This window comes from Pseudomonas sp. JC1203, from assembly GCF_056175065.1.
This window is the reverse complement of the sequence record NZ_JBWCAM010000003.1, coordinates 250,341-271,560: the sequence shown is the minus strand read 5'-3', so window position 1 is coordinate 271,560 and position 21,220 is coordinate 250,341. Positions and strand designations below refer to the sequence as shown.

Annotated in this window: 21 protein-coding genes; 10 read left to right on the top strand and 11 right to left on the bottom strand. The window is 65.5% G+C overall.

Annotated features, from left to right (window positions below):
• Nucleotides 1-3 precede the first annotated feature (3 nt).
• The 6 genes from AC0SZ7_RS06625 to AC0SZ7_RS06600 form a co-directional block, all read right to left on the bottom strand.
• Nucleotides 4-972, bottom strand: coding sequence for an AAA family ATPase (locus tag AC0SZ7_RS06625; protein ID WP_475503628.1), 969 nt, complete (start codon nucleotides 970-972; stop codon nucleotides 4-6).
• Nucleotides 973-976: 4 nt separating this feature from the next.
• Nucleotides 977-1,513, bottom strand: coding sequence for a hypothetical protein (locus AC0SZ7_RS06620; RefSeq protein ID WP_475503627.1), 537 nt, complete (start codon nucleotides 1,511-1,513; stop codon nucleotides 977-979).
• Nucleotides 1,510-2,271 carry a DUF2092 domain-containing protein gene (locus AC0SZ7_RS06615; protein ID WP_475503626.1) on the bottom strand — a complete coding sequence of 254 codons (762 nt, stop codon included), beginning with the start codon at nucleotides 2,269-2,271 and terminating at the stop codon, nucleotides 1,510-1,512. Before AC0SZ7_RS06615 ends, AC0SZ7_RS06620 begins: the two co-directional genes overlap by 4 nt.
• Nucleotides 2,272-2,284: 13 nt before the next feature.
• The gene (locus AC0SZ7_RS06610) at nucleotides 2,285-3,181 is read right to left on the bottom strand and encodes a transporter (protein ID WP_475503625.1); all 897 of its coding nucleotides are present in this window, start codon (nucleotides 3,179-3,181) and stop codon (nucleotides 2,285-2,287) included.
• A gap of 40 nt (nucleotides 3,182-3,221) precedes the next feature.
• Nucleotides 3,222-4,013 carry a hypothetical protein gene (locus tag AC0SZ7_RS06605; protein WP_475503624.1) on the bottom strand — a complete coding sequence of 264 codons (792 nt, stop codon included), beginning with the start codon at nucleotides 4,011-4,013 and terminating at the stop codon, nucleotides 3,222-3,224.
• 280 nt (nucleotides 4,014-4,293) lie between these two features.
• A complete protein-coding gene (locus tag AC0SZ7_RS06600) occupies nucleotides 4,294-6,036 on the bottom strand; it encodes a cytochrome c biogenesis protein DipZ (RefSeq protein ID WP_475503623.1) in 1,743 nt (580 codons plus the stop codon).
• 166 nt (nucleotides 6,037-6,202) lie between these two features.
• Here AC0SZ7_RS06600 and AC0SZ7_RS06595 point away from each other — a divergent pair, with 166 nt between their 5' ends.
• Together AC0SZ7_RS06595 and AC0SZ7_RS06590 are read left to right on the top strand one after the other, a co-directional pair.
• Entirely contained in the window at nucleotides 6,203-6,862 is a 660-nt protein-coding gene (locus AC0SZ7_RS06595; RefSeq protein ID WP_475503622.1) for a M24 family metallopeptidase, read from the top strand.
• A 72-nt stretch (nucleotides 6,863-6,934) separates the two neighbouring features.
• A complete protein-coding gene (locus tag AC0SZ7_RS06590) occupies nucleotides 6,935-7,363 on the top strand; it encodes a TOBE domain-containing protein (protein ID WP_475503621.1) in 429 nt (142 codons plus the stop codon).
• On the opposite strand, the gene AC0SZ7_RS06585 is transcribed toward AC0SZ7_RS06590, so the two are convergent.
• On the bottom strand, nucleotides 7,364-8,281 hold the full coding sequence (locus AC0SZ7_RS06585; protein WP_475503620.1) for a bestrophin family protein: 918 nt from the start codon (nucleotides 8,279-8,281) through the stop codon (nucleotides 7,364-7,366).
• A 131-nt stretch (nucleotides 8,282-8,412) separates the two neighbouring features.
• On the opposite strand from AC0SZ7_RS06585, the gene AC0SZ7_RS06580 reads away from it, so the two are divergent.
• From AC0SZ7_RS06580 to AC0SZ7_RS06545, 8 genes are all read left to right on the top strand, one after another.
• A complete protein-coding gene (locus AC0SZ7_RS06580) occupies nucleotides 8,413-8,679 on the top strand; it encodes a hypothetical protein (RefSeq protein ID WP_475503619.1) in 267 nt (88 codons plus the stop codon).
• 435 nt (nucleotides 8,680-9,114) lie between these two features.
• Nucleotides 9,115-10,362, top strand: coding sequence for a SpoIIE family protein phosphatase (locus tag AC0SZ7_RS06575; RefSeq protein ID WP_475503618.1), 1,248 nt, complete (start codon nucleotides 9,115-9,117; stop codon nucleotides 10,360-10,362).
• Nucleotides 10,355-10,921 carry a SiaB family protein kinase gene (locus AC0SZ7_RS06570; RefSeq protein WP_416424832.1) on the top strand — a complete coding sequence of 189 codons (567 nt, stop codon included), beginning with the start codon at nucleotides 10,355-10,357 and terminating at the stop codon, nucleotides 10,919-10,921. Before AC0SZ7_RS06575 ends, AC0SZ7_RS06570 begins: the two co-directional genes overlap by 8 nt.
• A 17-nt stretch (nucleotides 10,922-10,938) precedes the next feature.
• Complete coding sequence (locus AC0SZ7_RS06565; RefSeq protein WP_475503617.1) at nucleotides 10,939-11,325, top strand: DUF1987 domain-containing protein; 387 nt, start codon at nucleotides 10,939-10,941, stop codon at nucleotides 11,323-11,325.
• 14 nt (nucleotides 11,326-11,339) lie between these two features.
• Nucleotides 11,340-12,065 carry a GGDEF domain-containing protein gene (locus tag AC0SZ7_RS06560; RefSeq protein WP_475503616.1) on the top strand — a complete coding sequence of 242 codons (726 nt, stop codon included), beginning with the start codon at nucleotides 11,340-11,342 and terminating at the stop codon, nucleotides 12,063-12,065.
• Between the two features lie 135 nt (nucleotides 12,066-12,200).
• The gene (locus tag AC0SZ7_RS06555) at nucleotides 12,201-12,623 is read left to right on the top strand and encodes a PA0061/PA0062 family lipoprotein (protein WP_475503615.1); all 423 of its coding nucleotides are present in this window, start codon (nucleotides 12,201-12,203) and stop codon (nucleotides 12,621-12,623) included.
• Nucleotides 12,624-12,909: 286 nt separating this feature from the next.
• Entirely contained in the window at nucleotides 12,910-14,007 is a 1,098-nt protein-coding gene (locus AC0SZ7_RS06550; RefSeq protein ID WP_475503614.1) for a carboxynorspermidine decarboxylase, read from the top strand.
• A gap of 28 nt (nucleotides 14,008-14,035) precedes the next feature.
• A complete protein-coding gene (locus AC0SZ7_RS06545; protein WP_475503613.1) occupies nucleotides 14,036-15,280 on the top strand; it encodes a saccharopine dehydrogenase family protein in 1,245 nt (414 codons plus the stop codon).
• 66 nt (nucleotides 15,281-15,346) lie between these two features.
• On the opposite strand, the gene AC0SZ7_RS06540 is transcribed toward AC0SZ7_RS06545, so the two are convergent.
• Genes AC0SZ7_RS06540 through AC0SZ7_RS06525 form a run of 4 tightly spaced genes read right to left on the bottom strand, consistent with a single transcriptional unit; the run spans nucleotide 15,347 to nucleotide 21,170 of the window.
• Nucleotides 15,347-16,384 carry an HlyD family secretion protein gene (locus AC0SZ7_RS06540; protein WP_475503612.1) on the bottom strand — a complete coding sequence of 346 codons (1,038 nt, stop codon included), beginning with the start codon at nucleotides 16,382-16,384 and terminating at the stop codon, nucleotides 15,347-15,349.
• Nucleotides 16,384-18,450 (bottom strand): TolC family protein, encoded by a 2,067-nt coding sequence (locus AC0SZ7_RS06535; protein WP_475503611.1) that lies wholly within the window; start codon nucleotides 18,448-18,450, stop codon nucleotides 16,384-16,386. Before AC0SZ7_RS06535 ends, AC0SZ7_RS06540 begins: the two co-directional genes overlap by 1 nt.
• Nucleotides 18,451-18,465: 15 nt before the next feature.
• Nucleotides 18,466-19,794, bottom strand: coding sequence for a glycosyltransferase family 2 protein (locus AC0SZ7_RS06530; protein WP_475503610.1), 1,329 nt, complete (start codon nucleotides 19,792-19,794; stop codon nucleotides 18,466-18,468).
• On the bottom strand, nucleotides 19,794-21,170 hold the full coding sequence (locus tag AC0SZ7_RS06525; protein ID WP_475503609.1) for a TackOD1 domain-containing metal-binding protein: 1,377 nt from the start codon (nucleotides 21,168-21,170) through the stop codon (nucleotides 19,794-19,796). The genes AC0SZ7_RS06530 and AC0SZ7_RS06525 overlap by 1 nt, the downstream gene beginning before the upstream one ends.
• Nucleotides 21,171-21,220: the final 50 nt, after the last annotated feature.

Genomic DNA, 21,220 nt, shown 5'->3' with positions numbered 1-21,220 from the left:
TCCTCAGGCCGGGATGGCCACCTTGTCCAGCAGCCGCTCCAGCACCGCGTCGGCGCCAATGCCGTCGGCCACCGCGTCGTAGCTCAGTTGCAGGCGGTGACGCAGCACCGGCCGCAGCACGGCGCGCACGTTGTCCGGGGTGACGAAGGCCTGGCCCTGCAGCCAGGCGTCGGCACGCGCGCAGCGGTCCAGGCCGATGCCGCCGCGCGGGCTGGCGCCGACGCTGATCCAGCGTGCCAGGTCGGCGTCGTAGCCGTCGGGGTGGCGGGTGGCGTTGATCAGGTCGATGACGTAGCGGTCGATGGCCGGTGCCACGGCGATGGCGGCCACCTGCTGGCGGGCAGCGAAAATCGCCTGCTGGCCCAGCTTGAACGGCGTGGCTGCCTCGCTGGCCTGCTCCTCGCCGCGCAGCAGCCGCAGCACCTGGCCTTCGTCCTCGGGGCTTGGGTAGTCGAGCAGTACCTTCATCAGGAACCGGTCCATCTGCGCCTCGGGCAGCGGGTAGGTGCCCTCCTGCTCGATCGGGTTTTGCGTGGCGATGACCATGAACAACGCCGGCAGTGGGTGGCTCTTGCCAGCCACGGTGATTTGCCGCTCCTCCATGGCTTCCAGCAGCGCCGCCTGCACCTTGGCCGGGGCGCGGTTGATCTCATCCGCCAGGATCAGGTTGCCGAACAGCGGCCCGGGCTGGAACACGATCTGGTTCTGCCCGCCCGCCTGGTGCAGCACCTCGGCGCCGGTGACGTCCGAGGGCAAGAGGTCGGGGGTGAACTGGATGCGGCTCATGCCCGCGTCCAGGTGCCGCGCCAGGGCTTTCACCGTACGGGTCTTGGCCAGGCCTGGCAGGCTCTCCAGCAGCAGGTGGCCGTTGGCAAGCAACCCCAGCAGAATCTGTCGGATCACCGCGTCCTGGCCCAGCACGCCTTCGGCGACGCTGGCGTGCAGGGCCTTGATGTCATCGAGTGTGCTCATGCGGTCACCATGGCGAGTGCACGACAATGAATTGCACGCTGCTGCCCACGTACTGCGGCTGGTACCAGGTAGGCCCGCAGTGCTGGTAGGCGACGCCGTTGGCGACCACCGAGACGCAGTCGGCCGGTACCGCAGTGACCCGCGTGCCAATAGCGATGGCCGCGGCGGTGGTGCCGGCTACCACGGCGGCAGCTGCCCAGGGGTGGTACCAGTCGTCGCCATGGGGCGGCGGTGGCGGTGGCGGTGGGCCAGGCGGTGGCCCCGGGTGCGGCCCGGGCGGCGGGCCAGGATGCGGCGCAGGCCCTGGCGGCGGCCCCGGGTGGGGCGCAGGCATGGGGTGCGGTGGCGGCGCCGGGTGTGGCTGGGGCGCCGGCATCGGGTGCGGCGCAGGCCCGGGTGGGGCGCCGTGGAAGTTGCCGCCACGGGGCATCACGAAGCTGCGGCCACCGCCACCACCGCGCATTTGCCAGGCGTTGGCGGCCAACGGGTCGAGCAGGCTGGCGATCAAGGTGGCGGTCAGCAGCAGGCGTGGCGCGTTCATGGCTGCACCCCCGGCGCTGGCGGCGGCGCCAGGCGTGCGAGCGGCACCTGCAGGGCCTTGGCGGGCGGCACGAAGGTGAACGCGCCGGGCGCCGGCACGCTGTCCAGTTCCCAGCTGAAGTTGACGCTGTGGCGCGGCCGCTGGGCAATGTCGCGGCGGCTGATCACCAGCCTGCACGGCAGCGGTGCCGGGCCCTTGCGCACCCACAGCTGCCAGTCGACGTCGGGTTGGCGGTAGGCGTAGTGGGTGCAGGTGCGGCCGTCCAACTGCTCGTCACCGATCAGCAGCGCTTCGCTGATGCCGACCTCGTCGGCCGTGGTGCTGCCCCAGCGGAACAGGTCGGCCAGGGGCAGTTCGATACCGTAACGGCTGGCGATGTCGTCCAGCAGCGCATCGATGGTCGCAGGCGCCGGGCCGTTGGTGTAGTAGCCGTAGTGGCCGTCGTAAAGCGCGAACTGCTTGCCGTCGTAGAAGAACTGCCGCGCCGAGGTGGCCTGGGCAACGCTGATCAGCAGCTTGTCGGGTTGCACCACCTGCACGTCGGTGTGGTGATGAAATTCGACCACCTGGTCGGTGTCCAGGGTCTGGTCGGTCTCGCTGTCGGCGCTCAGGGTGAAATGGGGGAGCGCGTGCAGGTATTTGCCCATGGCCGGCAGAATGGCCAGGGCCTGCGGGTCGCGCTCGGCGGCCTGGCTACCGGCGGCCAGGCACAGGCCCAGCAGGGCGCCGGCGAGAAGGGTGGGGCGGAATCTGTGCATGCTCGGCTCCCGGTTACCAGACGTACTGCAGGCGCAGCGTCCAGGTGTTCACATCGGGTGAGCCCTGGCGTTCGGACACCGTGTCGGAATAGGCGATCAGGCCGCCGAATTGCGGGCTCAGCATGAAGCCCAGGCTGGCACCGGCCAGGGCGTTTTCCTGTTTGTTGTCTTGCCAGTCGCCGTTGATGCGGGTCTCGCCGCCGCGGTTGTAGGTACCGTCCAGCGACACCCACAGGGCGCGGTTGATGGTGTAGCTGTAGTGGCCTTCCAGGGTGTAGAGGGGCTTCTGTTCCAGCTTGTTGTCGCCGAGGTAGTCGTTGTTGTGGCGGTAGAACGAGGCGTAGGTGTTGAGCTCCAGCCAGGTCGGGCCGATGGGCGTGCCGAAGGCCAGCTCGGGCTTGACCACCCAGCGGTTGGCGCCGATGTTGATGACCCGGTCCTTGTCGTAGTCGCCGGTGGGCAGGGTCAGGTACACCGCGCCCGACAGGAAGGTTTCCGGGGTCCAGCTGGCGAACTGTTCGGCGGTGAGCGCCGGGCCGCCGAAGAAGTTGCCGGCGAACACCAGGGTGGTGTCACCCAGGCCGCCGTTGTGGTTGGTGCCGCTGAAGAATTCGGCGTTGTCGAACGAGGCGCTGAGGTCGGCGTAGGGTTGCAGCACCTGCACGGCGGCATTGCGGCCGCCCAGGTCGAAGGAGCGGGCGTAGCGGAAAATGTACACGTCGGCGTTCAGCGACAGGCCGTCCAGCGGCAGCGAGGTGTCGATGGGCGTGTTGCTGTCCACCAGGTTGTAGTAGCCGAACACCATGTTCAGGTTGATGGGGGTGTTCTGCCAGTCGCGGGCGTTGTCGGCCTGGGCCAGCAGCGGTACCAGCGACAGGGTCAGGGCGCTGAGGGGGTAACGGTAGCCCATGGTCGACATGCTCCTTCATATGCCAGAAAGCGGTTGGCGGTCAGTTGCCCAGCGTGACGTTGAGGCCGGCGAACAGGGTGAACTGCGGCACGCCTTCACCTTGGTGCTGCACCGTCCACTGCGGCTCGACGAATGCATTGAAAATGCTGCTGCCCACCTTCCAGGCCTTGCCAGCGCCCAGCCCGATGGGGACGTAGTGGCTGTGGTTGGCCAGGTCGTAGGTCCAGGTGCCGGTAGAGCGCAAATACCAGCCGCGCGGCAGGTTGTGGATGATGAACGGCTGGAAGGTGGCGGTTTCCACATGGGTGCGGTCGTTGTCGCCAGCGAACGAGCTCTGGTACTGCACCAGGGCGCCGAGCAATCCGCGCGGCGAGGCATCGATGGCCACGGCGGCAAGGCCGGCCTGCCATTTGCCGGTGCCCAGTTCGTCATGGGCGGCGGTGGGCGCGGTGATCTGCGGGCCGATGCCCAGCTGCACGCCTTCGGTCTTCAGCAGGAAAATATCGAACAGGTTGAGGTCGCCGATGCCGGTGCTGTAGCCACCGCTGGGGTCGGGGCGGGTGCTGACCGGCAACGTGGCGCGCAATAATTGCGGGGTACCGATAAAGTTGCCGGGGGCAACTGGTAAAGTGCCGCGTAGTAGCGCATCGTTGGTGTGCTGGTCAGTGCTAAATAGTGTCGGCGTGTAATAGTCCTGAATATTTACGCCGGGCGCCAGGCTCAGGGGGTTGTTGCTCTTGTTGGCCGTGTCGGCATTGTCGGCGAAGGCACTTTGGCCGCCGCACAACAACCAGCTGCAGGCAACTGCAACGCAAGTTGCGCCTCTTTCCATGACAGGCTCCGGGCCAGTGTTTTCGGGCTGGCGGTCCACAGCTTGAGGCGCCGCGACTAGACACTAGCAGGAACTTGTTGGCTTGCAAGGAAGGGGTGTGAAAGAGAGGCTTTATCAAGACGAATTAAGCAGAAAGTGGCACTTATGCGGTGTTGCTTAGTGCGTAAGGAAATTATTGTTAGTTCGTAATGTGATCAGGTTTATTCATTGCTGCCCAACTCCTTAGTTACCTATCTATTGGCGTAGGAGTTGGGCGGCTAAAAAAGCTGGCTAAGTGCCTTCAGCCAAAGGTGAAGGCATACGCTGAAACACCCGGGTCAAGAAACTCGATGCTGAAGGTGTGCTGGCTGATGTCCCCCGGCTGGCGCACCAGTTGGTACAGGCGCTGTTCGGTGACCTGGCCGCTGCCGTCCGGCGCCACGTCGGTGCCGTGGGCGTCGCCCGGGGCCTTGCCGTCGATCAGCACCTTGAAGCGCACCGGCTGGCCACCTGCGGCTGGGCCCAGTACCAGGTGCAGGTCGCGGGCCTGGAAGCGGTAGGCGATGCGGCCGTTAGCCTGGCTGAGGGTGGCCTGTTCGGCGCCGATTTTCCATTGGCCTTCCACGCCCCACTGGTTCAACTGTGGCTGCGCCGGCAGTTGGTAATGGGCGTCCTTGTCGGCGGCCAGGGCCGGGGTGGAGGCGAAGTTTTCCGAGCGGCGGTAGCCCACGTAGGTTTCCGGCGAACGCATGTCCTGGTTGTCGGCAGCCTGTTGCACGCCCTGGGCGTCGATGTTCACCAGGTCGCTGTTGAACTGGCTGTGGCCGGCTTCGCGCAGCAGTTGCTGGATAACGCGTTCGGACTGGTCGTATTCGCCTTCGCCGAAGTGGTGGAAGCGGATCTTGCCCTGGGCGTCGACGAAGTAGTGTGCGGGCCAGTATTCGTTGTCGAAGGCGCGCCATATCTTGTAGTCATTGTCGATGGCCACCGGGTAGGTGATGCCCAGCTTTTTCATGGCCGCGGTGACGTTGCCCACGTCACGTTCGAAGGCGAATTCGGGCGCGTGCACGCCGATCACCACCAAGCCTTGGTCATGGTACTTGGCGGCCCAGGCCTTGAGGTAGGGCAGGGTGCGCAGGCAGTTGATGCAGGAGTAGGTCCAGAAGTCCACCAGCACCACTTTGCCTTTCAGCGCCTCGGCGGTCAGCGGTGGCGAGTTGAGCCACTGCACGGCACCGTCCAGCGCCGGCAGGTCGCCTTCCACGGGCAGCGGCTGGGTGGCGCTGACGGTGACAGCGGCGGCCTGCCCGGGGCGGTTTTTCTCGCCCAGCACGCGGTCTACCAGGTGCTGCTCCAGGCCGCCGGTGCTGGCGGTGGACAACTGCGCCAGCACGCCGGTGTCCAGGCCCAGGGCAATGGCGGCCACACCGGCCAGCATCAAGGCGCCCAGGCCGCGGCGAATCCACTCGCCCACGCCCAGCGCGCGCTTCATGGCGGCGAACAGCTTGCCGCCCACCAGCAGCGCGGCGGCCAGCGACGTGGCAGCCCCGGCGGCGTAGGCCAGCAGCAACAGCGTGGTGCCGACGCTGGCGCCTTGCAGGGCGGCGCCGGTCAGCACCAGGCCGAGGATGGGGCCGGCGCAAGGCGCCCACAGCAGGCCGGTGGCCACGCCGATCAGGAACGAGGCGCCGGGGCGCGGCTGGCCAGTGGTGCCAGCGGCTTCGGACAGCCGGCTGCCGGCAGCCACCAGCGGCCGGGTGAGGCGCTCGGCCAGCTGCGGCAGCAGCAGGGTCAGGCCGAACAGCGCGACGAACACCAAGGCCAACCAGCGACCATACTGGTTCAGCTGCACCACCCAGGCACCGCCCACGGCGGCCAGCGATGCCACCAGGGCGAAGGTCACGGCCATGCCGGCCAGCAGCGGCAGGCCGCTCTTGACGAAGGGCTGGCCGGTGCGGGCGAACACGAAGGGCAGCACCGGCAGGATGCAGGGGCTGACGATGGTCAGCACGCCCCCCAGGTAGACGATCAGTAGTAGCAGCATGAACTTGTCCTTTTCAGGCGTGGTGAATGGCGTTGTGGGAATGCTATCCATCCCGCGCTCGTGGAATCCTCACGGGTAGTTAAACAATTTGTGATATCTGGCGCGAGGGGCTTCGCTATATAGTTGGCTGTATAGCGCTACCAGAACGATAAAAGGAGTCACCGTGATGAATGCTTTTTCCAAGGAGGCGGTCGGTCCGTCCTACAGCCTGGCGGCCATGCAGCACGCCCAGGGCATGACCTGGCAGGCCATCGAGCTGCTGTCCCGGCGCATCAAGCCGGGCATGCTTGAGTCCCAGGCCCGCGAGCTGGGCAAGCAGGTGCTGCAGGAGCTGGACATGCAGCGCATCTGGCACCCGCTGCTGGTGCGCTTTGGCGCCAACACCCTGAAGACCTTCAAGCAGCGCTCCGAAGGCGACCCGGTGCTGGGCGAGGACGACATCTATTTCATCGACATGGGCGCCGTGTGGCAGGGCCATGAAGGCGACGCCGGCGCCACCTTCACCACCGGCAGCGATCCGCAGAAAATCGCCTGCGCTGCCGCCGCCAAGACCCTGTTCGACCGCGTCGAAGCCTTCTGGCGCGCCGAGCACGTCACCGGCCAGGCGCTGTACGACTACGCCGACGCCCAGGCGCGGGAGATGGGCTGGGCGCTGAACCTGAACATCAAGGGCCACCGCGTCAGCGACTTCCCCCACGCCATCTACCGCGGCGGCGACCTGGGCGATTTCGAGCAGGCGCCCAATGCCGGGCTGTGGATTCTGGAGATCCAGCTGGCGCACCCGACCCTGCCGTACGGCGCCTTCTACGAAGACCTGCTGGTGTAGCGCTATGGTTGTAAGCACATAGCGCCAATACCGATGATGGCGCCTCGATTGCCACTCACAGGGAAGCACCGCATGAAAGTCAGCGCACGCAATGTATTCAAGGGTACCGTCAGCCAGGTCACCGAAGGCGCAGTGAATGCCGAAGTGGCCTTGACCCTGGCCGGCGGCGAGGCGCTGGTGGCGGTGGTGACCCTGGCCAGCGTCAAGAGCCTGGGCCTTGCCGTGGGCAAGGAAGCGGTGGCGCTGGTCAAGGCACCCTGGGTGGTGCTGGTGACCGACGCCGGCGGCTATCGCTTCTCGGCGCGCAACAGCCTGCAGGGGCAGGTGGTGCGCGTCGGTGACGGCGCGGTCAACGCCGAGGTGGTGCTGCGCCTGGCAGGTGGCACCGAGGTCTTCTCCATCGTCACTCGCGAAGCCGTGCAGGAGCTGGGCCTGGCGCCGGGCGTGACGGCCACGGCGGTGATCAAGGCGTCGCACATCATCCTCGGCGTCGCCGGCTGACTACATCAGCACGCCGTCTTCGGGTTCTTCGGGCTGGGCGGCGGGCACTTCCAGCAGTTCCTGCACGGCAATCTCGATGTGCCGGCACATGGCGTTCAGCGGCAGGTCGTTGGGCTGCAGGTCGAACGGGTCGGCGATCTGGTCGCCCAGGGCGTCCAGGCCGAAGAAGGTGTAGGCCAGGATGCACACCGCCACCGGGGTGAACCAGCCGATGCTGTCGATCAGGCAAAACGGCAGCAGGAAGCAGTAGATGTGCACGGTGCGGTGCAGCAGCAGGATGTAGGGGTAGGGGATGGGCGTGTTCTTGATGCGCTCGCAACCGCCCAGCACGTAGGACAGCCGCGTCAGCTGCTGGTCGATATTCACTTGCACCTGCTCGCCGGCGCCGGCCTGGCGCGCGGCTTCCTGGTAGCGTTTGCCCAGCAGGCCCAGCAACGCGCTGGGCGGGTTCTGGTGGCCCAGCACCACATGGCGGGCGTGTTCATCCAGGCGCTCCAGGGTCTGCGGCGCCACTGCTTCACGGCGCAGGAAATGCTTGAGCACGTAGGCGAAGCCCACCAGGGTGTAGCCCAGCTGTTCGCGCTGGGCCGCCGCCAGGTTGGGCAGCAGGCTCAGGGTCTGGCGCGTGAGGTTGCGGCTGACAATTAACAACTCCCCCCACAAGGTCCGCGCTTCCCAGAAACGCTGGTAGGCCACGGTGTTGCGAAAGCCCAGGAAAATAGCCAGGGTCAGGCCCCACAGCGTGAACGGCGTGGCGGTAAGCACCACCTTGAAGTGGAACAGGGTGCCGTGAATGGCTACCACTGCCGAGCTGATCAGCACCGTGAACAGCACCTTGCGCCAGATGGCCGGGATGATCGAACCCTTCAGCGAAAACAGCAGCGTCAGGGCGGAGGGGTTGTGGGGGCGGATGATCATGCGCGCATCGGGCTCCTGCAGGGCGGGAAAGGGGATTTGCCGTGGGCAGTCAAAGCGCTATATCATTTTCTATATAGCGGATGGCCCGCTGGTGCATCCTACCCGTTCATTTTGGCCGCTGGAACGCTGCAATGCGCGAAAGAATCTATCCCTACACGGCCTGGCTGCTGACCCGCAGCTTCCAGCCCCTGGAAATCGAGCTGATCGGCCCCGGCTACGCGGCCAGCGGCTACGACCGTACCGAGTCGGGGCGCAACTACCACGTGGACGAGTTGTACCCCAGCAAGTCGGCGGCCATTGCCTGCGGCGAAGACCGCCTGGCCGAGCTTGAAGCCGATATCGCCAAGCGCCAGGCCAGCCTGGACAAGCGCCGGGATGCGCTGTACCGGCACAAGTAGGCGCGGGGTCTACGCATTCGCGTAGCAGCAACTGTCTTGAAATGGTGTCGTCTGCATCGCGACTAAACATGGGGTATCCGCGTAGCAGCTGCCGAAGGCTGCGTCCGGCGGCGGTGCTGCGTGGCTCCGGGACGCGGCCTGGGGCCGCTGCTACAGATTCGTGTAGCAGCAACTGTCTTGAAATGGCGTCGTCTGCATCGCGACTAAAGTCGGCTCCTACGCCGTACGTGGTAGGAGCCGGCCTTGGCCGCGATGCGGTCCATGGGGTGTCCGCATTCGCGTAGCGGCTGCCGCAGGCTGCGTCCTGGGACTGACATGCGTGGGGGGAGGACGCAGCCTGCGGCAGCTGCTACGGGGGGAGATATGTGGGGTTGTAATATCACTTTAACATTGTATGGCTAGCATCGCGCCTTCACTTAGGGTCGGCCATACACCATGCACGCAGAAACCTTCCCCTTCATGCGTCCGAAACTTCCCCGCGATCACCGCTGCGCCGGTGACCTGTGCAAGGAAGTGCCCGCTATTGAATCCAGCGCCACCAACGCGCTGGTCATGGATATTTTCACCTCGCAGAAAGAGATGACCTGCCTGGCGGTGGTGGAGGGGCGGCGGCCCATTGGCTTGATCAACCGCAATATCTTCCTGTCGCAGATGAGCCGGCCATTCCACCGCGAGCTGTACGACAAGAAAAGCTGCATTGCCTTCATGGACAAGGAACCGCTGATTGTCGATGCGCAGATGAGCATCGAGGCGCTGACCTTCAAGACCGTGGAATATGGTGAGAAGGCGTTGTCCGACGGTTTCATCGTCACCCGTGGCGGCGACTTCGCCGGCCTGGGCAACGGCCTGCAGTTGATGGGCGTGGTGGCCGCCATGCAGGCGGAAAAGAACCGGCAGATGATGCAGAGCATCGAGTACGCCAGCGTAATCCAGCGCGCCATGCTGCGCGCCTCGCGCGATGCGCTGAAGTCGATGCTCGACGACGCCGCGCTGCTGTGGGAACCACGCGACGTGGTGGGCGGCGACTTCTACCATTTTGGCGCGTACGACGACGGCTGGTTCGGCGCCATCGCCGACTGCACCGGCCACGGCGTGCCTGGCGCGTTCATGACGTTGATTGCCTCCTCCTCGCTGACCCGCGCGCTGGCCCAATGCGGCCCGCGTGACCCGGCGCGATTGCTGTCGGCGGTAAACCGCAGCGTCAAGGAGCTGCTGGGGCAGGTGGAGGGCGGCCACGAGCACCCCGAGTCCGACGACGGCCTGGACGCCGCGTTCTTCTGGTTCGACAGCGCCCGCCAGGTACTCAGCTTTGCCGGCGCGCGCCTGGGGTTGTCGGTGCTGCACCCCGGCGCCGCCCAGGTCGAGACCCTGGCCGGCCAGCGCATGGGCGTTGGCTACGTGGCCAGCGAACTGGATTACGAATGGCGCTGCGAGGAAGTGCCAATGCAGCCGGGCAGCCTGATATTCATCGCCACCGACGGTCTGACCGACCAGATCGGCGGCCCGAAACGAATTGCGTTTGGAAAGCGCAAGGCATTCGACACGCTCCTGGCGCACCGCCAGGCGCCGGCGGCTGCCATCTGCAATGAATTGCAACGTGCACTGGCGGGTTGGCAGGGAACGCAAACACGACGTGACGACCTCACCCTATTCTGCGCCCGGCTCAGGAACGACCATGGCTAACCCACACACCACACAGGACTGTACCTTTTTTGACCTTGCCCAGCAGCGCAACGTGATTTTCTATCACATGGGCTACTTCAGCCACAGCATCATCACCACCATGGCCGAGGTGATGAAGCTGCAACTGGAGGTAGCCGGCGTCAGCGGGCCCACGCGGCGCAAGCTGTTCTCGTCGTTCGTGGAGCAGTCACAGAACATCATCCACTATTCCTCCGACTGCCTGCGCACGCCGGTGGCCGAAGACGCCTCGGTGCGCCAGGGGGCGGTGTGCATCAGCGCCGAGGGTGACCGTTACCTGATGCAATGCGCCAACCCCATTGCCACCGACGACGTCGAGCGCCTGCGCGAAAAGCTGCTGGCGCTATGCAAGATGTCCATCGATGAAATCAAGCAGGCCTACAAGGTGGTGCTGCGCGCCGAAACCCCCGAGGACAGCAAGGGCGCCGGCCTGGGTTTCCTGACCATGGCCCGCGACGCCAGCGCGCCGCTGGAATTCAGCTTCCATCCGCGTGCGGACGAACCGGGCACCTCGCTGTTCTGCCTCAAAGCCACGATCTGAGTAGAGACACACTGAAAATGGATAATTTCTACGTTGAAGCCAGTGCCACCTCGCCGGAAGTCGACTTCCGTTTCGACCAGCACCTGCTGACCCTCAAGGGCGAGTCCTACCCGGAAAACGCCGCGGCCTTCTACGCCCCCGTGGTGCAGCAGTTGCGCGGCTACCTGGACGGCTGCAGTGGCGAGTGCATCACCGCCAACATCGCCCTGGCCTACTTCAACAGCTCCAGCACGAAGATGCTCTTCAGTATTTTCGATGCGCTGGACCAGGCCGCCCAGGCGGGCAACGAAGTCATCGTCAACTGGTACCACGACGAAGAGGACGAGACGATTTTCGAATTCGGCGAAGAGCTGCAGGCGGACTTCACCGCCATCCAGTTCAACGACCAGCCCGTGGCCAGTTGATGAGGAGTTCCGTGATGCCGGTAGCGTTGACCGAAGGGGTGCCCGACCTGTTCAAGAGCGAGTTCGACGCCCTGCAACACGCACGCGACGTGCTGGCCTTGCCCCAGGCCGACGCCGACCTGTACCGCCAGTCGCTGGTGGACATGACCCTGCATTTCGAGCGGCTGATACGCGAGACGCGCCGCTTGATCGGCCGCAGCGACCGCGCCGAGCGCGAGATGAACACGCTGAACGCGCAGCTGCAGATACTGGCGCGGCAGCTGGAACACCGCGCCACCCACGATGCCCTGACCGGGGTGCTGAACCGTGGGGCGATCATCGAGCAGACCACCAGTACCCTGTCGCGGGTTGGCGTGGCGATGATCGTGCTGGACATCGACCATTTCAAGAAGGTCAATGACGAGTACGGTCACCCCGCCGGCGACGGCGTTATCCAGGGCATCGTCGGCTGCCTGCGGCAGATCGTCGGCGAGCGCGGGTTGATTGGCCGGGTGGGTGGCGAGGAGTTCACCGTGCTGCTGCCCGGCGGCAACCTCGATGACGGCCTGGGCGCCGCCGAAGCCATGCGCGCGGCCATCGCCAACCACGTATTCATGCACCCGGTGAACCGCCCGGTCACCGCCAGCTTCGGCGTCAGCGCGCACCCCGCAGGCACCGGCTTCGACCTGGCCTACGGCAGCGCCGACGCTGCGCTGTACCGCGCCAAGCGCGCGGGGCGCAACCGGGTGGAAGGCGCGTAGCCGGTTTTCCTATCAGCGGCCTGAAATTCGTTTCATGGGGATTCATTGGGCAGGGCAGGGGCGCTCGGCGAAGATTGGCCCATCGCCGGCAACCGCCGGGCAACGCTCAAACGACCCGCTTTGGGAGGATCCCCCATGAACCTGAAAGCACTGACGCTACTCCCTGTCCTGGGCCTTGCCGCCTTGCTCTCGGCCTGTGCCGGCACGCTGCCCAAGCCTGACCCGCACGACGCCTGGGTTGGCCTGCAGGAAGAAGCGCGCGACAACATGCTGGCCGAGCAACTGGACGGCCACCCGCTGAAGGACGGCCGCTACTTCCAGGTGGCCCCCGGCAAGCACAGCATGCAGGTGGTGGTGTATGCCGCCAGCAGCGTGTACGTGGACGACAAGACCTGCCACGGCACCCTGGCCTATGCGCATTTCAAGCCTGACGAGCACTACCAGCTGCGCGAGACCAGCACCGGCATGAGCATGGGCCTGGCGCTGGGCGTGGACCTGGTGAACGACCGTGGCCGCACCGTGGCGCACACCGACCAGTTCACCTGCGCTGCTGGCTGATTCTGCCCCGTGTAGCAGCGGGGGGGGGGGGGGGGGGGGGGGCGGGGCCCCCCCCCCCGCCCCGCCCCCGCCCGGCCGGCCCCCGCCCGCGCCCCCCCCCCCCGCGGCGCCGGGCCCCCCGCTGCTACGGTTGATTTACCCCCCGTCCGAAACCCCGGTTTTTCGCTGCCAACCTGCCAATGTGAAACATTGACGCAGCAAAATGCGCAATCTGCCCTTTCCCCCCGCCCTGAGAGAAGGCACAATTCGCGTCCATTTTTTGGCTGGCCTTGCCGGAGGCTTCGACATGATCCAGACCCCGTATTACCTCATCGACAAAACCAAGCTCTTGGCCAACATGCAGAAGATCGCCTACGTGCGCGAACACTCTGGCGCCAAGGCCCTGCTGGCACTCAAGTGCTTCGCCACCTGGTCGGTGTTCGACCTGATGCAGCAGTACATGGACGGCACCACCTCGTCCTCGCTGTACGAGCTCAAGCTCGGCCGCCAGAAGTTCGCCGGCGAGACCCACGCCTACAGCGTGGCCTGGGCCGATGACGAAATCGGCGAGATGCTGGAGAACTGCGACAAGATCATCTTCAACTCCATTGGCCAGCTGCAACGCTTCGCGCAAGCAAGCGAAGGCAAGGTCCGCGGCCTGCGCGTGAACCCGCAGGTGAGCAGCTCCGACTACCTGCTGGCCGACCCGGCGCGCCCGTTCAGCCGCCTGGGCGAGTGGGACCCGGTGAAGGTCGAAGGCGTGATCGAGCAGATCTCCGGCTTCATGTTCCACAACAACTGCGAGAACGGCGACTTCGGCCTGTTCGACCAGATGCTGTGCACCATCGAGGAACGCTTCGGCCACCTGCTGCACAAGGTCGAGTGGGTAAGCCTGGGCGGCGGTATCCATTTCACCGGCGAAGGCTATGCTCTGGATGAGTTCTGCGCGCGCCTGAAGGCGTTCTCGCAGAAATACGGCGTGCAGGTGTACCTGGAGCCGGGCGAAGCCGCCATCACTCAAAGCGCCTCGCTGGAAGTGACCGTGCTCGACACCCTGTACAACGGCAAGCACCTGGCCGTGGTCGACAGCTCCATCGAAGCACACATGCTCGACCTGCTGATCTACCGCCTGAACGCCAAGCTGGCGCCAAGCGCGGGCGACCACACCTACATGGTGTGCGGCAAATCGTGCCTGGCCGGCGACATTTTCGGCGAATACCAATTCGACCGTCCTTTGGCCATTGGTGACCGCCTGTCGTTCGTCGACGCCGCGGGTTACACCATGGTCAAGAAAAACTGGTTCAACGGCCTGAAAATGCCGTCCATCGTAGTGAAACAACTCGACGGTACTGTCGAAGTGGTTCGTGAATTTGGTTTTGACGATTACCTGTCCAGCCTTTCGTAAGCTGGCGGATTGAGGAGAAGTAAAGAAATTGAAGAAGAACGTTCTTATCATTGGTGCAGGAGGTGTCGCCAAGGTGGTGGCCCACAAGTGCGCGCAGCACAACGACGAACTCGGTCGTATTGCCATCGCGTCGCGTAACATCTCCAAATGCCAGGCCATCATCGACAGCGTCAAGGCCAAGGGCAGCCTCAAACAGCCCGCTGACATCAAGGCATTCGCATTGAATGCACTGGATGTAGAAGCAACCAAGGCGTTGATCCGCGAGACCGAATCGCAGATCGTCATCAACGTCGGCTCCGCGTTCCTGAACATGTCGGTGCTGCGCGCCTGCATCGATACCGGTGTTGCGTACCTGGACACCGCCATTCACGAAGAACCGGGCAAAATCTGCGAAACGCCACCTTGGTACGGCAACTACGAGTGGAAACACCTCGAGGAATGCCAGCAGAAGAACATTACCGCCATTTTGGGCGTGGGCTTCGACCCGGGCGTTGTGAACGCCTATGCCGCCCTGGCGAAACAACAGCATTTCGACCGCATTGATTCGATCGACATTCTCGACGTCAATGCCGGTTCCCACGGCAAATACTTTGCCACCAACTTCGACCCGGAAATCAATTTCCGCGAGTTTACCGGGCAAGTATGGAGCTGGCAGAACAGCCAGTGGACCAGCAACACCATGTTCGAGGTCAAGCGCACCGACGACCTGCCGGTAGTGGGTTCGCAGAACCTGTACCTCACCGGTCACGACGAAGTGCACTCGATTTCGAAGAACCTTGACGTGCCTAACGTGCGGTTCTGGATGAGCTTCGGCGAGCACTACATCAATGTGTTCACCGTGCTGAAAAACCTGGGCCTGCTGTCCGAACAGCCGGTCAAGACCGCCGAAGGCCTGGAAGTGGTGCCATTGAAAGTGGTCAAGGCCGTGCTGCCCGACCCGTCGTCGCTGGCACCGGGCTACACCGGCAAGACCTGCATCGGCGACCTGGTGAAAGGCACCAAGGATGGCCAGCCGCACGAGCTGTTCATCTACAACGTGGCCGACCACGAAGAAGCCTACGCCGAGACCGACAGCCAGGGCATCTCCTACACTGCCGGCGTGCCACCCGTGGCCGCAGCCTTGCTGGTAGCCCGTGGCGAGTGGGACGTGCAGCGCATGGCCAACGTCGAGGAGCTGCCAGCCGAGCCGTTCCTGAAGGCGCTGGACGTGATGGGCCTGCCGACCCGCATCAAGGATGACAAGGGCGACCGCCCTTGGGATCAGCCCGCCTGATTTCCTGATGTGTTGGTAAAACCGTAGCCGCTGCCCCTTGGGCAGCGGCTATTTCGTTTCAGGGCCTTACAGGCTTACCCCCAACAGCGTGAAATGCTGATGCGGGAAACGCACCTGCACCGGCAACGAATCAATCCGCCATTCGCTGGGTAACGGCTGGTCGAAACGCGCCGGCACCATCAAGCCGCGCGTGGGGCTGCTGAACGGCTTGCGCAAGTCGCTGGGCAGCGGGTTGGCGCTTTCCGCCGGGTTGATCACCACCGCACCTACCCATTGGCCATTGGGCAACTTCACGTCCAGCGGCGATCCGGGTGTGGAGTGCGCCACGTCCTTGGGGTCCAGGTACACCCACAGCTGCGCAGGGCCTTCGCGCTCCAGGCGCATCAACAACGTGCCCGGCCCGACGTTTTCCCCCGGTGCGCTGATCACCTCGGCGACGCGCCCGCTTGCGCTGGCCTTCATGTCCATTTGCGCCAACTGCCCGGACAGCCACTGGCGTTCGCGCTGTTGTTGCTGATCGTAGCGTTGGCTCTCGATGCTGCTGGCACCGCCAAGGCTACGTTCGAAGGCCAGCAGTTCGGCTTCGCGGCTGTCCAGGGCGTTCTGGGCATCGAGCAGTTCGCCACGGGTGGCTGCGCCTTGCTGCACCAGGCGGCGGGTGTCGTTGACCCGGGCCATGGCGCGGTTGACCAGGCTTTGCAGCACCGCGCGGTTGCGGCTGCCCAGGTCGGCCGGTGCGCTTGCGGCCGGGGCGGCGTCGCCTTGCAGCAAGCTCAGGCGCAGGCGCCATTCGGGGTTGTCCAGGTCCACCAGGGTACTGCCGGCCTGCACGTGGTCGCCGGGCTGCACGTGAATGGCGCGCACCTGGCCCGGTTGCATGGCGCGCACATCCAGGGTCGGCAGGCGCACCAGCGCCGGCGCCTCGATGCGCACCAGGTCCAGGCCGTAGCGGCCCACCAGCCACAGCGCCGGCAGCAGGATCAGGAACAAAATCAGGTACCAGCGCAAGCGGAACGCCAGGCGTTTGCCCGGTGCGTACAGCACTTGCATGCCGTTGTCCTGGGTGGGGTGTTTTTCCTTGGGGCTATTGAAACGTACTTTCATCAGGGTCTCGGGAAGTCAGTCCAGGATTGCCAGTCGATGCCCGTCAGGCCCGCCGGTTCTAGGGTGGTGCGCCAGGCATCGGCCTGGCTGCGCAGTTGCGCGGCGCTGCTGCCATGCAAGCTCAGGCTGGCGGGCTGGTCGGCCTCCACGCTCTGGGCCAGGCGAAAATGCAGGGCCGGCCATTGGCGGGCGATGGCCAGGGCCTTGGCGCTGCTGGCCTGGGGGTTGCGGTTGAAGATCATCAGGCTGACCTGGCCGATGCCCATGCCTTGCAGCTGGCACGGTACGCAGGGATGGCCGGGCGTTTGCGCCGCGAACCAGCGTGGGTGGCTGGAGATGTTCAGCGGCCAGGGGCTGGCCTGGCGGGCGGCGGCCAGGGTGGCCAGCCAGTCGGTCAGGCGCTGGTCCGGCACCGGCCAGCCCAGTTGCTCCACTTCAAGGTCCAGGTGCAGGCCGTCGAAAGGCAAGGCACGCAGTCGCTCAATCAAACTGATCAGCCCGGTGCGACCTTCGGGGGTGATCCAGGCCGGATCGCCCAGCAGCAGGTTCACCTGCAAACTTTGTGCGTGGGCGCTGCGCAGCAGGTCAGCGAGCGCCGCTTGGGTACGCGCTGGCTGGGCCAGTTGTGTGCGGTCCAGGCCCAGGTCGATCTGGCCGATGCCTGCTTGCTGCAGCTCGCGCAATTGCGTGGCCTGTTGGGCGGGGTCGAGCAACGCTGCGCTGTGCCAGACGTAGGTGCCTTGGCGCCAGTGGGTTGCGGTGGCCTGGCCTTGCCACTGCAACACGCCTTGGCCCAGCAACGCTTCGAACGCAGGGCTTTCATCACCGAACAACCGCAACGCCGCCTCCTGCAACCAGGCCGCATGCCAGGCAGCAATCTGCGCGAAGCCTGCGTTGTAGCGGTCCACCTGGGCCTGCAACAGCCGCAGGCTGGCTTCACCGGCATCCAGGCTGGTGCGCTGGCGGCGCTCGGTGATGATCTGCTCCACGGCCTTGCGCCGTTCACTGCGCCAGGCGTACTCGTCGGTGCTGCGCCGTTGCTGTTGCAGCACCTTGCCCAGTTCGCGCAGCAATGCGCCGCGCTCGCTTTCCTGGGCCTGCACGGCAGCCTGGTAGCGCGCCTCGCCCTCGCGGCCACGGGCCGAACCGTAGTCCAGCAGGTCGACGGGGGCGGAGAAGGTCAGGCCCACGCTCAGGCCATTGCCGCTGTCATCGGCGCCGCTGCGTTGCTCCACGCTCTGGCTGACGTTGAAGTACGACTCGATGGCGCTGTACCACGGCCGCTTGCGGGTCTGTTCGGCGCTGGCCAGGTCTGCATTGCGCCGGGCCATGCGCGGGCTGTTTTCCAGTTGCGCCTGCCAGGCGGCCAAGGGCTGCGGGTGCCTGGCCAGCGCCGTGGCCAGCGGCGTGTCGCTGGCCTGCACCTGTACGCCCAGGCTTTGCAGGCTGGCGCGCACGTCTTCCAGCAGGTCAGCCTGGCTGTCGCAGCGGCGGCTCACGGCGCGCCATTGGCTGTGCATCAACTGCGCATCCGAGGGCAGTATCCAGTGGCCATCCAGGCGCGTGCGCAGTTGCTGTTCGGCAGCGCTGGCGGCCTCCTGCACGCCTTGGCACAGCTGGCTTTCCTGGCTGGCGCGCCACCAGTCGGCGTAGGCGCTGCGCACGGCCAGGCGCTGGCGCGCGCGTTGGTAGCCCTGTTCGATTTCGCCCAGGCGCGCGTCGTGCTCGCTGGCCTGCACCGCGTCCATGCGCCGGCGCAGGCTGCCCAGCAGCGGGTAGCGCAGGCCGATGGCAAGGTCGCGGCCGTAGTAGTTGTCGGTCAGGTCCTGGGTCACCAGTTCGTGGTAGTGGCCAACGTTGGCATTGCCGTACATTTCCCAACCGGCTTCGCTGTCGCGCTGGTCACGGGCGGCGTAGCGCGCTTGCAACTGGGCGTTGGCTGCGGTCACGCCGCTGCCGTCGCCGGCCTGTTGCAGCGCCTGTTCAAGCGTCAGGGGGCTGGCGAGGGCCAGCAGCGGGGGGCACAGCAACAGCGGCAGTAACGTTAAAGCGATTTTTGAACGCATGAATTTCACTAAGCCTTAGAACCGATTGGCCCGTTTGAGTACCCACCAGGGCGCCATGCTCGATTCCTCGTGCCCGCGCCGCAGGGTTTCATTGAGAATGGCGACCACGCTCCAGCAGCGCAGGGCGTACATCGCCAGGGGGTAGAAGGGCAGCACCACGATCAGCGCCAGGTCCTGGCGCGGCCGCTCGCTGACCATCAGCATCAGGCCCAGGTACAACAGGCTGCTCATGGCCAGGTACAGCGCGTAGATCAGCAGTGAATAGAACACGAACGCGGTAAACGGCAGGATGATCACCGCCACCAGGCTGTAGCCCAGGATGATGAAGGGCAGCACCAACTGGAAGAACAGCCCGCTGAGCATCAGCATCAAAAAGTTCGGCCAGCCCAGCAGCCGTGGCGTGAACGCGTGGCGGTGCTTGCGCAGGTAGACGAAGAACAGGTCGCCGTCCCAGCGCAGGCGCTGGTCAAGGAAGCTGCGCAGGGTGGCCGGCGCGTCCGTGTGGCCGATACCCTGGGGCTCGAACGGGATGCGCAGGCGGTAGCGCCGGAAGTAGCTCTTGATGCGCAGGGTCAAGTCCAGGTCCTCGGCGGTGTGCGTGTCCCATCCGCCGATCTGCTGCAGGAAGCTGCGGCGAAAGGCGCCAAAGGCACCGGACACGTTGTTCACCAGGTTCCACTCGGCCAGGCCGATCTTGCACATGTGGATGGACAGCAGGTATTCCAGCGCCTGGATGCGCGCAACCCAAGACTGCCGGGCATTGCGCACCCGCAGGCTGCCCGCCACCGCGGGCACCTTGGGGTCGACGAAGTGGCGCACCATGCGCACCACCATGTCGTTGTCGAACGAGGTGTCGCCGTCGACGTTGATCAGGATCTCGCCAGTGCTGAAGGCCAGCCCCGTATTCAGCGACGACACCCGCCCACCGCGTTGCCATTTAGCGATGGGCCGCAGCACGCGGTTGGCCGGCAGGCGCTGGCTGGCCTTGAAGCGCCGCACCACCTCGGTGGTCACTGCGTTGGCGCTGGCACCGTCGACGATGGGGATGATCTCGATGACGCCGGGGTAGGTCTGTTCGGCCAGGCTGCGCAGGGTCAGCTCGACGTCGCGGCCTTCGCTGTAGCAGGTGATGATGCACGACACCCGCGGGCACCAGGCAGTGTGCACGGGCACGGCGCTGCGCTGGCGCACGAACCAGCGCAGTGTGCCCAGCAGCACCAGGATATTGAGCGGCACCTCCAGCAGCAGGAAGTACGGGAACACCATCAGGAACAGCCGCCAGTGGCCCTCGGGGCCGTAGATCTCGGTCAGCCAGGCGTGGAAGTGCGCGAGCAGCACGTCCATCACAGCGCCCCCGCCAGCCGCGCCATCAGCAGTTCGGCGTCTTCCTTGTCGATGAGCTCGGCGGGGGCCACGCAGCCACTGGTGGTCAGCACGATGTCCTGCAGGTCCTGGCCGACGAACAGCTCGCTGATCTGGTTGAGGCGTTCGGTCACTTTCTGCAGGCCAGGCACGTCGGTGTACATCAACAGCAGCCACAGCTGTTCTTCGCTGGTGCGGGTGCAGCGGTCGGTGTCGCGGATCGCTACCTGGATGCGTTCGATCAGCGTGTCCAGCAGCGCATGGCCGCGTTGTGGGCCCAGGCGGTCGAGGGTGACGCCCAGGTTGCGGAAGCGCAGGCCCAGCAGGGCGAAGGTGGGGGCGCGGTGACGGGCGATCAGTTCCAGCTGCCAGTCGAGCAGGGTCTTGAAGGTGTTGACGCCGACCATGGCCAGGCCGCCGAAGTAGGTGTCGGTATCGCGCTCAAGACCCTGGCGCGCGGTGAGCAGGCCGGCCTCCGACAGCTGGTAGTCGCGTATCTCGCGCACCTGCAATTCATCGGGGGCGTGGTGCTGGCCGCAGTCCAGGCAGCGCGCCTGCACGTCGGCGTCGACGAAGAACGCCTGGCAGGCATTGCAACTGTAGTTTTCCAGCGGCCGGTCGTAGTCGGTGCCGATGTGGCGCAGCCGTGTCAGGCAGTTGGGGCACAGCAGCACGCCGTCCTTGAGGTAGTCGGCCTGGGCGCCTATGTGGCCGCAGGTGAAGCAGTGCAGGGACGGTTGGCGGACGATGTCCAGCGCAGTGCATTCCACGCATACGTCTACATAGTTGAGGTGGCCGCTGCCGCACTGGCGGCACAGGCGGATGCGGTCGACCAGGGCGTTGCTGTCCAGCAGGTTGCGCTGGGCCAGGCTTTGCACCAGGGCGTGGGCATTGACGTTGTCATCGCCCAGCACCTCCACCAGCGGGTAGCAGTAGTGGCTGGATGAGCGCGCCGCGCGCAAGGCTTTCACGCTGCCCGGCGCGCGCAGCCACAGGTACGCCAGTAACAGCGCCTGGGGGCCTTCGGGGGCGCGCCCGCGGTTGAAAACTGCCAGGCGCTCGCGCCATTGCGTCCAGGCGTGTTGCACCTGCCGGGCGCCTGCGGGCGGCGGCCCGTCACCCAGCGCGAGGGCCAGCGGCTCGGTGCTGCGGCAGTAGATCAGGCTGAGCTGGTACGCCGGGTGGCGACGCAGCGCCTGCAGCCAGGCAAGGTTCTCGGCGGGGCTGCCGGCGAGCACCAGCACGTCGAAGGGCGGCTGTTGCAGCAAGGTCGGCAGCTGGGTGAAATGGGCGGTGGAGGCGGGCGGCGCGGCATGGGCGGGGCCCAGTTCAGCGATGCGGACAGTCAACTCGGTCATCGGTACTTCCAATCGGGATTCGTTGGGTCCGACCGACGAGCGGTAACAAA

What these genes read in the sequence shown, in the direction of transcription:
- AC0SZ7_RS06625 (WP_475503628.1), bottom strand. Translation starts at nt 972, where the DNA reads ATGAGCACACTCGATGACATCAAGGCCCTGCACGCCAGCGTCGCCGAA.
- AC0SZ7_RS06620 (WP_475503627.1), bottom strand. Translation starts at nt 1,513, where the DNA reads ATGAACGCGCCACGCCTGCTGCTGACCGCCACCTTGATCGCCAGCCTG.
- AC0SZ7_RS06615 (WP_475503626.1), bottom strand. Translation starts at nt 2,271, where the DNA reads ATGCACAGATTCCGCCCCACCCTTCTCGCCGGCGCCCTGCTGGGCCTG.
- AC0SZ7_RS06610 (WP_475503625.1), bottom strand. Translation starts at nt 3,181, where the DNA reads ATGGGCTACCGTTACCCCCTCAGCGCCCTGACCCTGTCGCTGGTACCG.
- AC0SZ7_RS06605 (WP_475503624.1), bottom strand. Translation starts at nt 4,013, where the DNA reads ATGGAAAGAGGCGCAACTTGCGTTGCAGTTGCCTGCAGCTGGTTGTTG.
- AC0SZ7_RS06600 (WP_475503623.1), bottom strand. Translation starts at nt 6,036, where the DNA reads ATGCTGCTACTACTGATCGTCTACCTGGGGGGCGTGCTGACCATCGTC.
- AC0SZ7_RS06595 (WP_475503622.1), top strand. Translation starts at nt 6,203, where the DNA reads ATGAATGCTTTTTCCAAGGAGGCGGTCGGTCCGTCCTACAGCCTGGCG.
- AC0SZ7_RS06590 (WP_475503621.1), top strand. Translation starts at nt 6,935, where the DNA reads ATGAAAGTCAGCGCACGCAATGTATTCAAGGGTACCGTCAGCCAGGTC.
- AC0SZ7_RS06585 (WP_475503620.1), bottom strand. Translation starts at nt 8,281, where the DNA reads ATGATCATCCGCCCCCACAACCCCTCCGCCCTGACGCTGCTGTTTTCG.
- AC0SZ7_RS06580 (WP_475503619.1), top strand. Translation starts at nt 8,413, where the DNA reads ATGCGCGAAAGAATCTATCCCTACACGGCCTGGCTGCTGACCCGCAGC.
- AC0SZ7_RS06575 (WP_475503618.1), top strand. Translation starts at nt 9,115, where the DNA reads ATGCACGCAGAAACCTTCCCCTTCATGCGTCCGAAACTTCCCCGCGAT.
- AC0SZ7_RS06570 (WP_416424832.1), top strand. Translation starts at nt 10,355, where the DNA reads ATGGCTAACCCACACACCACACAGGACTGTACCTTTTTTGACCTTGCC.
- AC0SZ7_RS06565 (WP_475503617.1), top strand. Translation starts at nt 10,939, where the DNA reads ATGGATAATTTCTACGTTGAAGCCAGTGCCACCTCGCCGGAAGTCGAC.
- AC0SZ7_RS06560 (WP_475503616.1), top strand. Translation starts at nt 11,340, where the DNA reads ATGCCGGTAGCGTTGACCGAAGGGGTGCCCGACCTGTTCAAGAGCGAG.
- AC0SZ7_RS06555 (WP_475503615.1), top strand. Translation starts at nt 12,201, where the DNA reads ATGAACCTGAAAGCACTGACGCTACTCCCTGTCCTGGGCCTTGCCGCC.
- AC0SZ7_RS06550 (WP_475503614.1), top strand. Translation starts at nt 12,910, where the DNA reads ATGATCCAGACCCCGTATTACCTCATCGACAAAACCAAGCTCTTGGCC.
- AC0SZ7_RS06540 (WP_475503612.1), bottom strand. Translation starts at nt 16,384, where the DNA reads ATGAAAGTACGTTTCAATAGCCCCAAGGAAAAACACCCCACCCAGGAC.
- AC0SZ7_RS06535 (WP_475503611.1), bottom strand. Translation starts at nt 18,450, where the DNA reads ATGCGTTCAAAAATCGCTTTAACGTTACTGCCGCTGTTGCTGTGCCCC.
- AC0SZ7_RS06530 (WP_475503610.1), bottom strand. Translation starts at nt 19,794, where the DNA reads ATGGACGTGCTGCTCGCGCACTTCCACGCCTGGCTGACCGAGATCTAC.
- AC0SZ7_RS06525 (WP_475503609.1), bottom strand. Translation starts at nt 21,170, where the DNA reads ATGACCGAGTTGACTGTCCGCATCGCTGAACTGGGCCCCGCCCATGCC.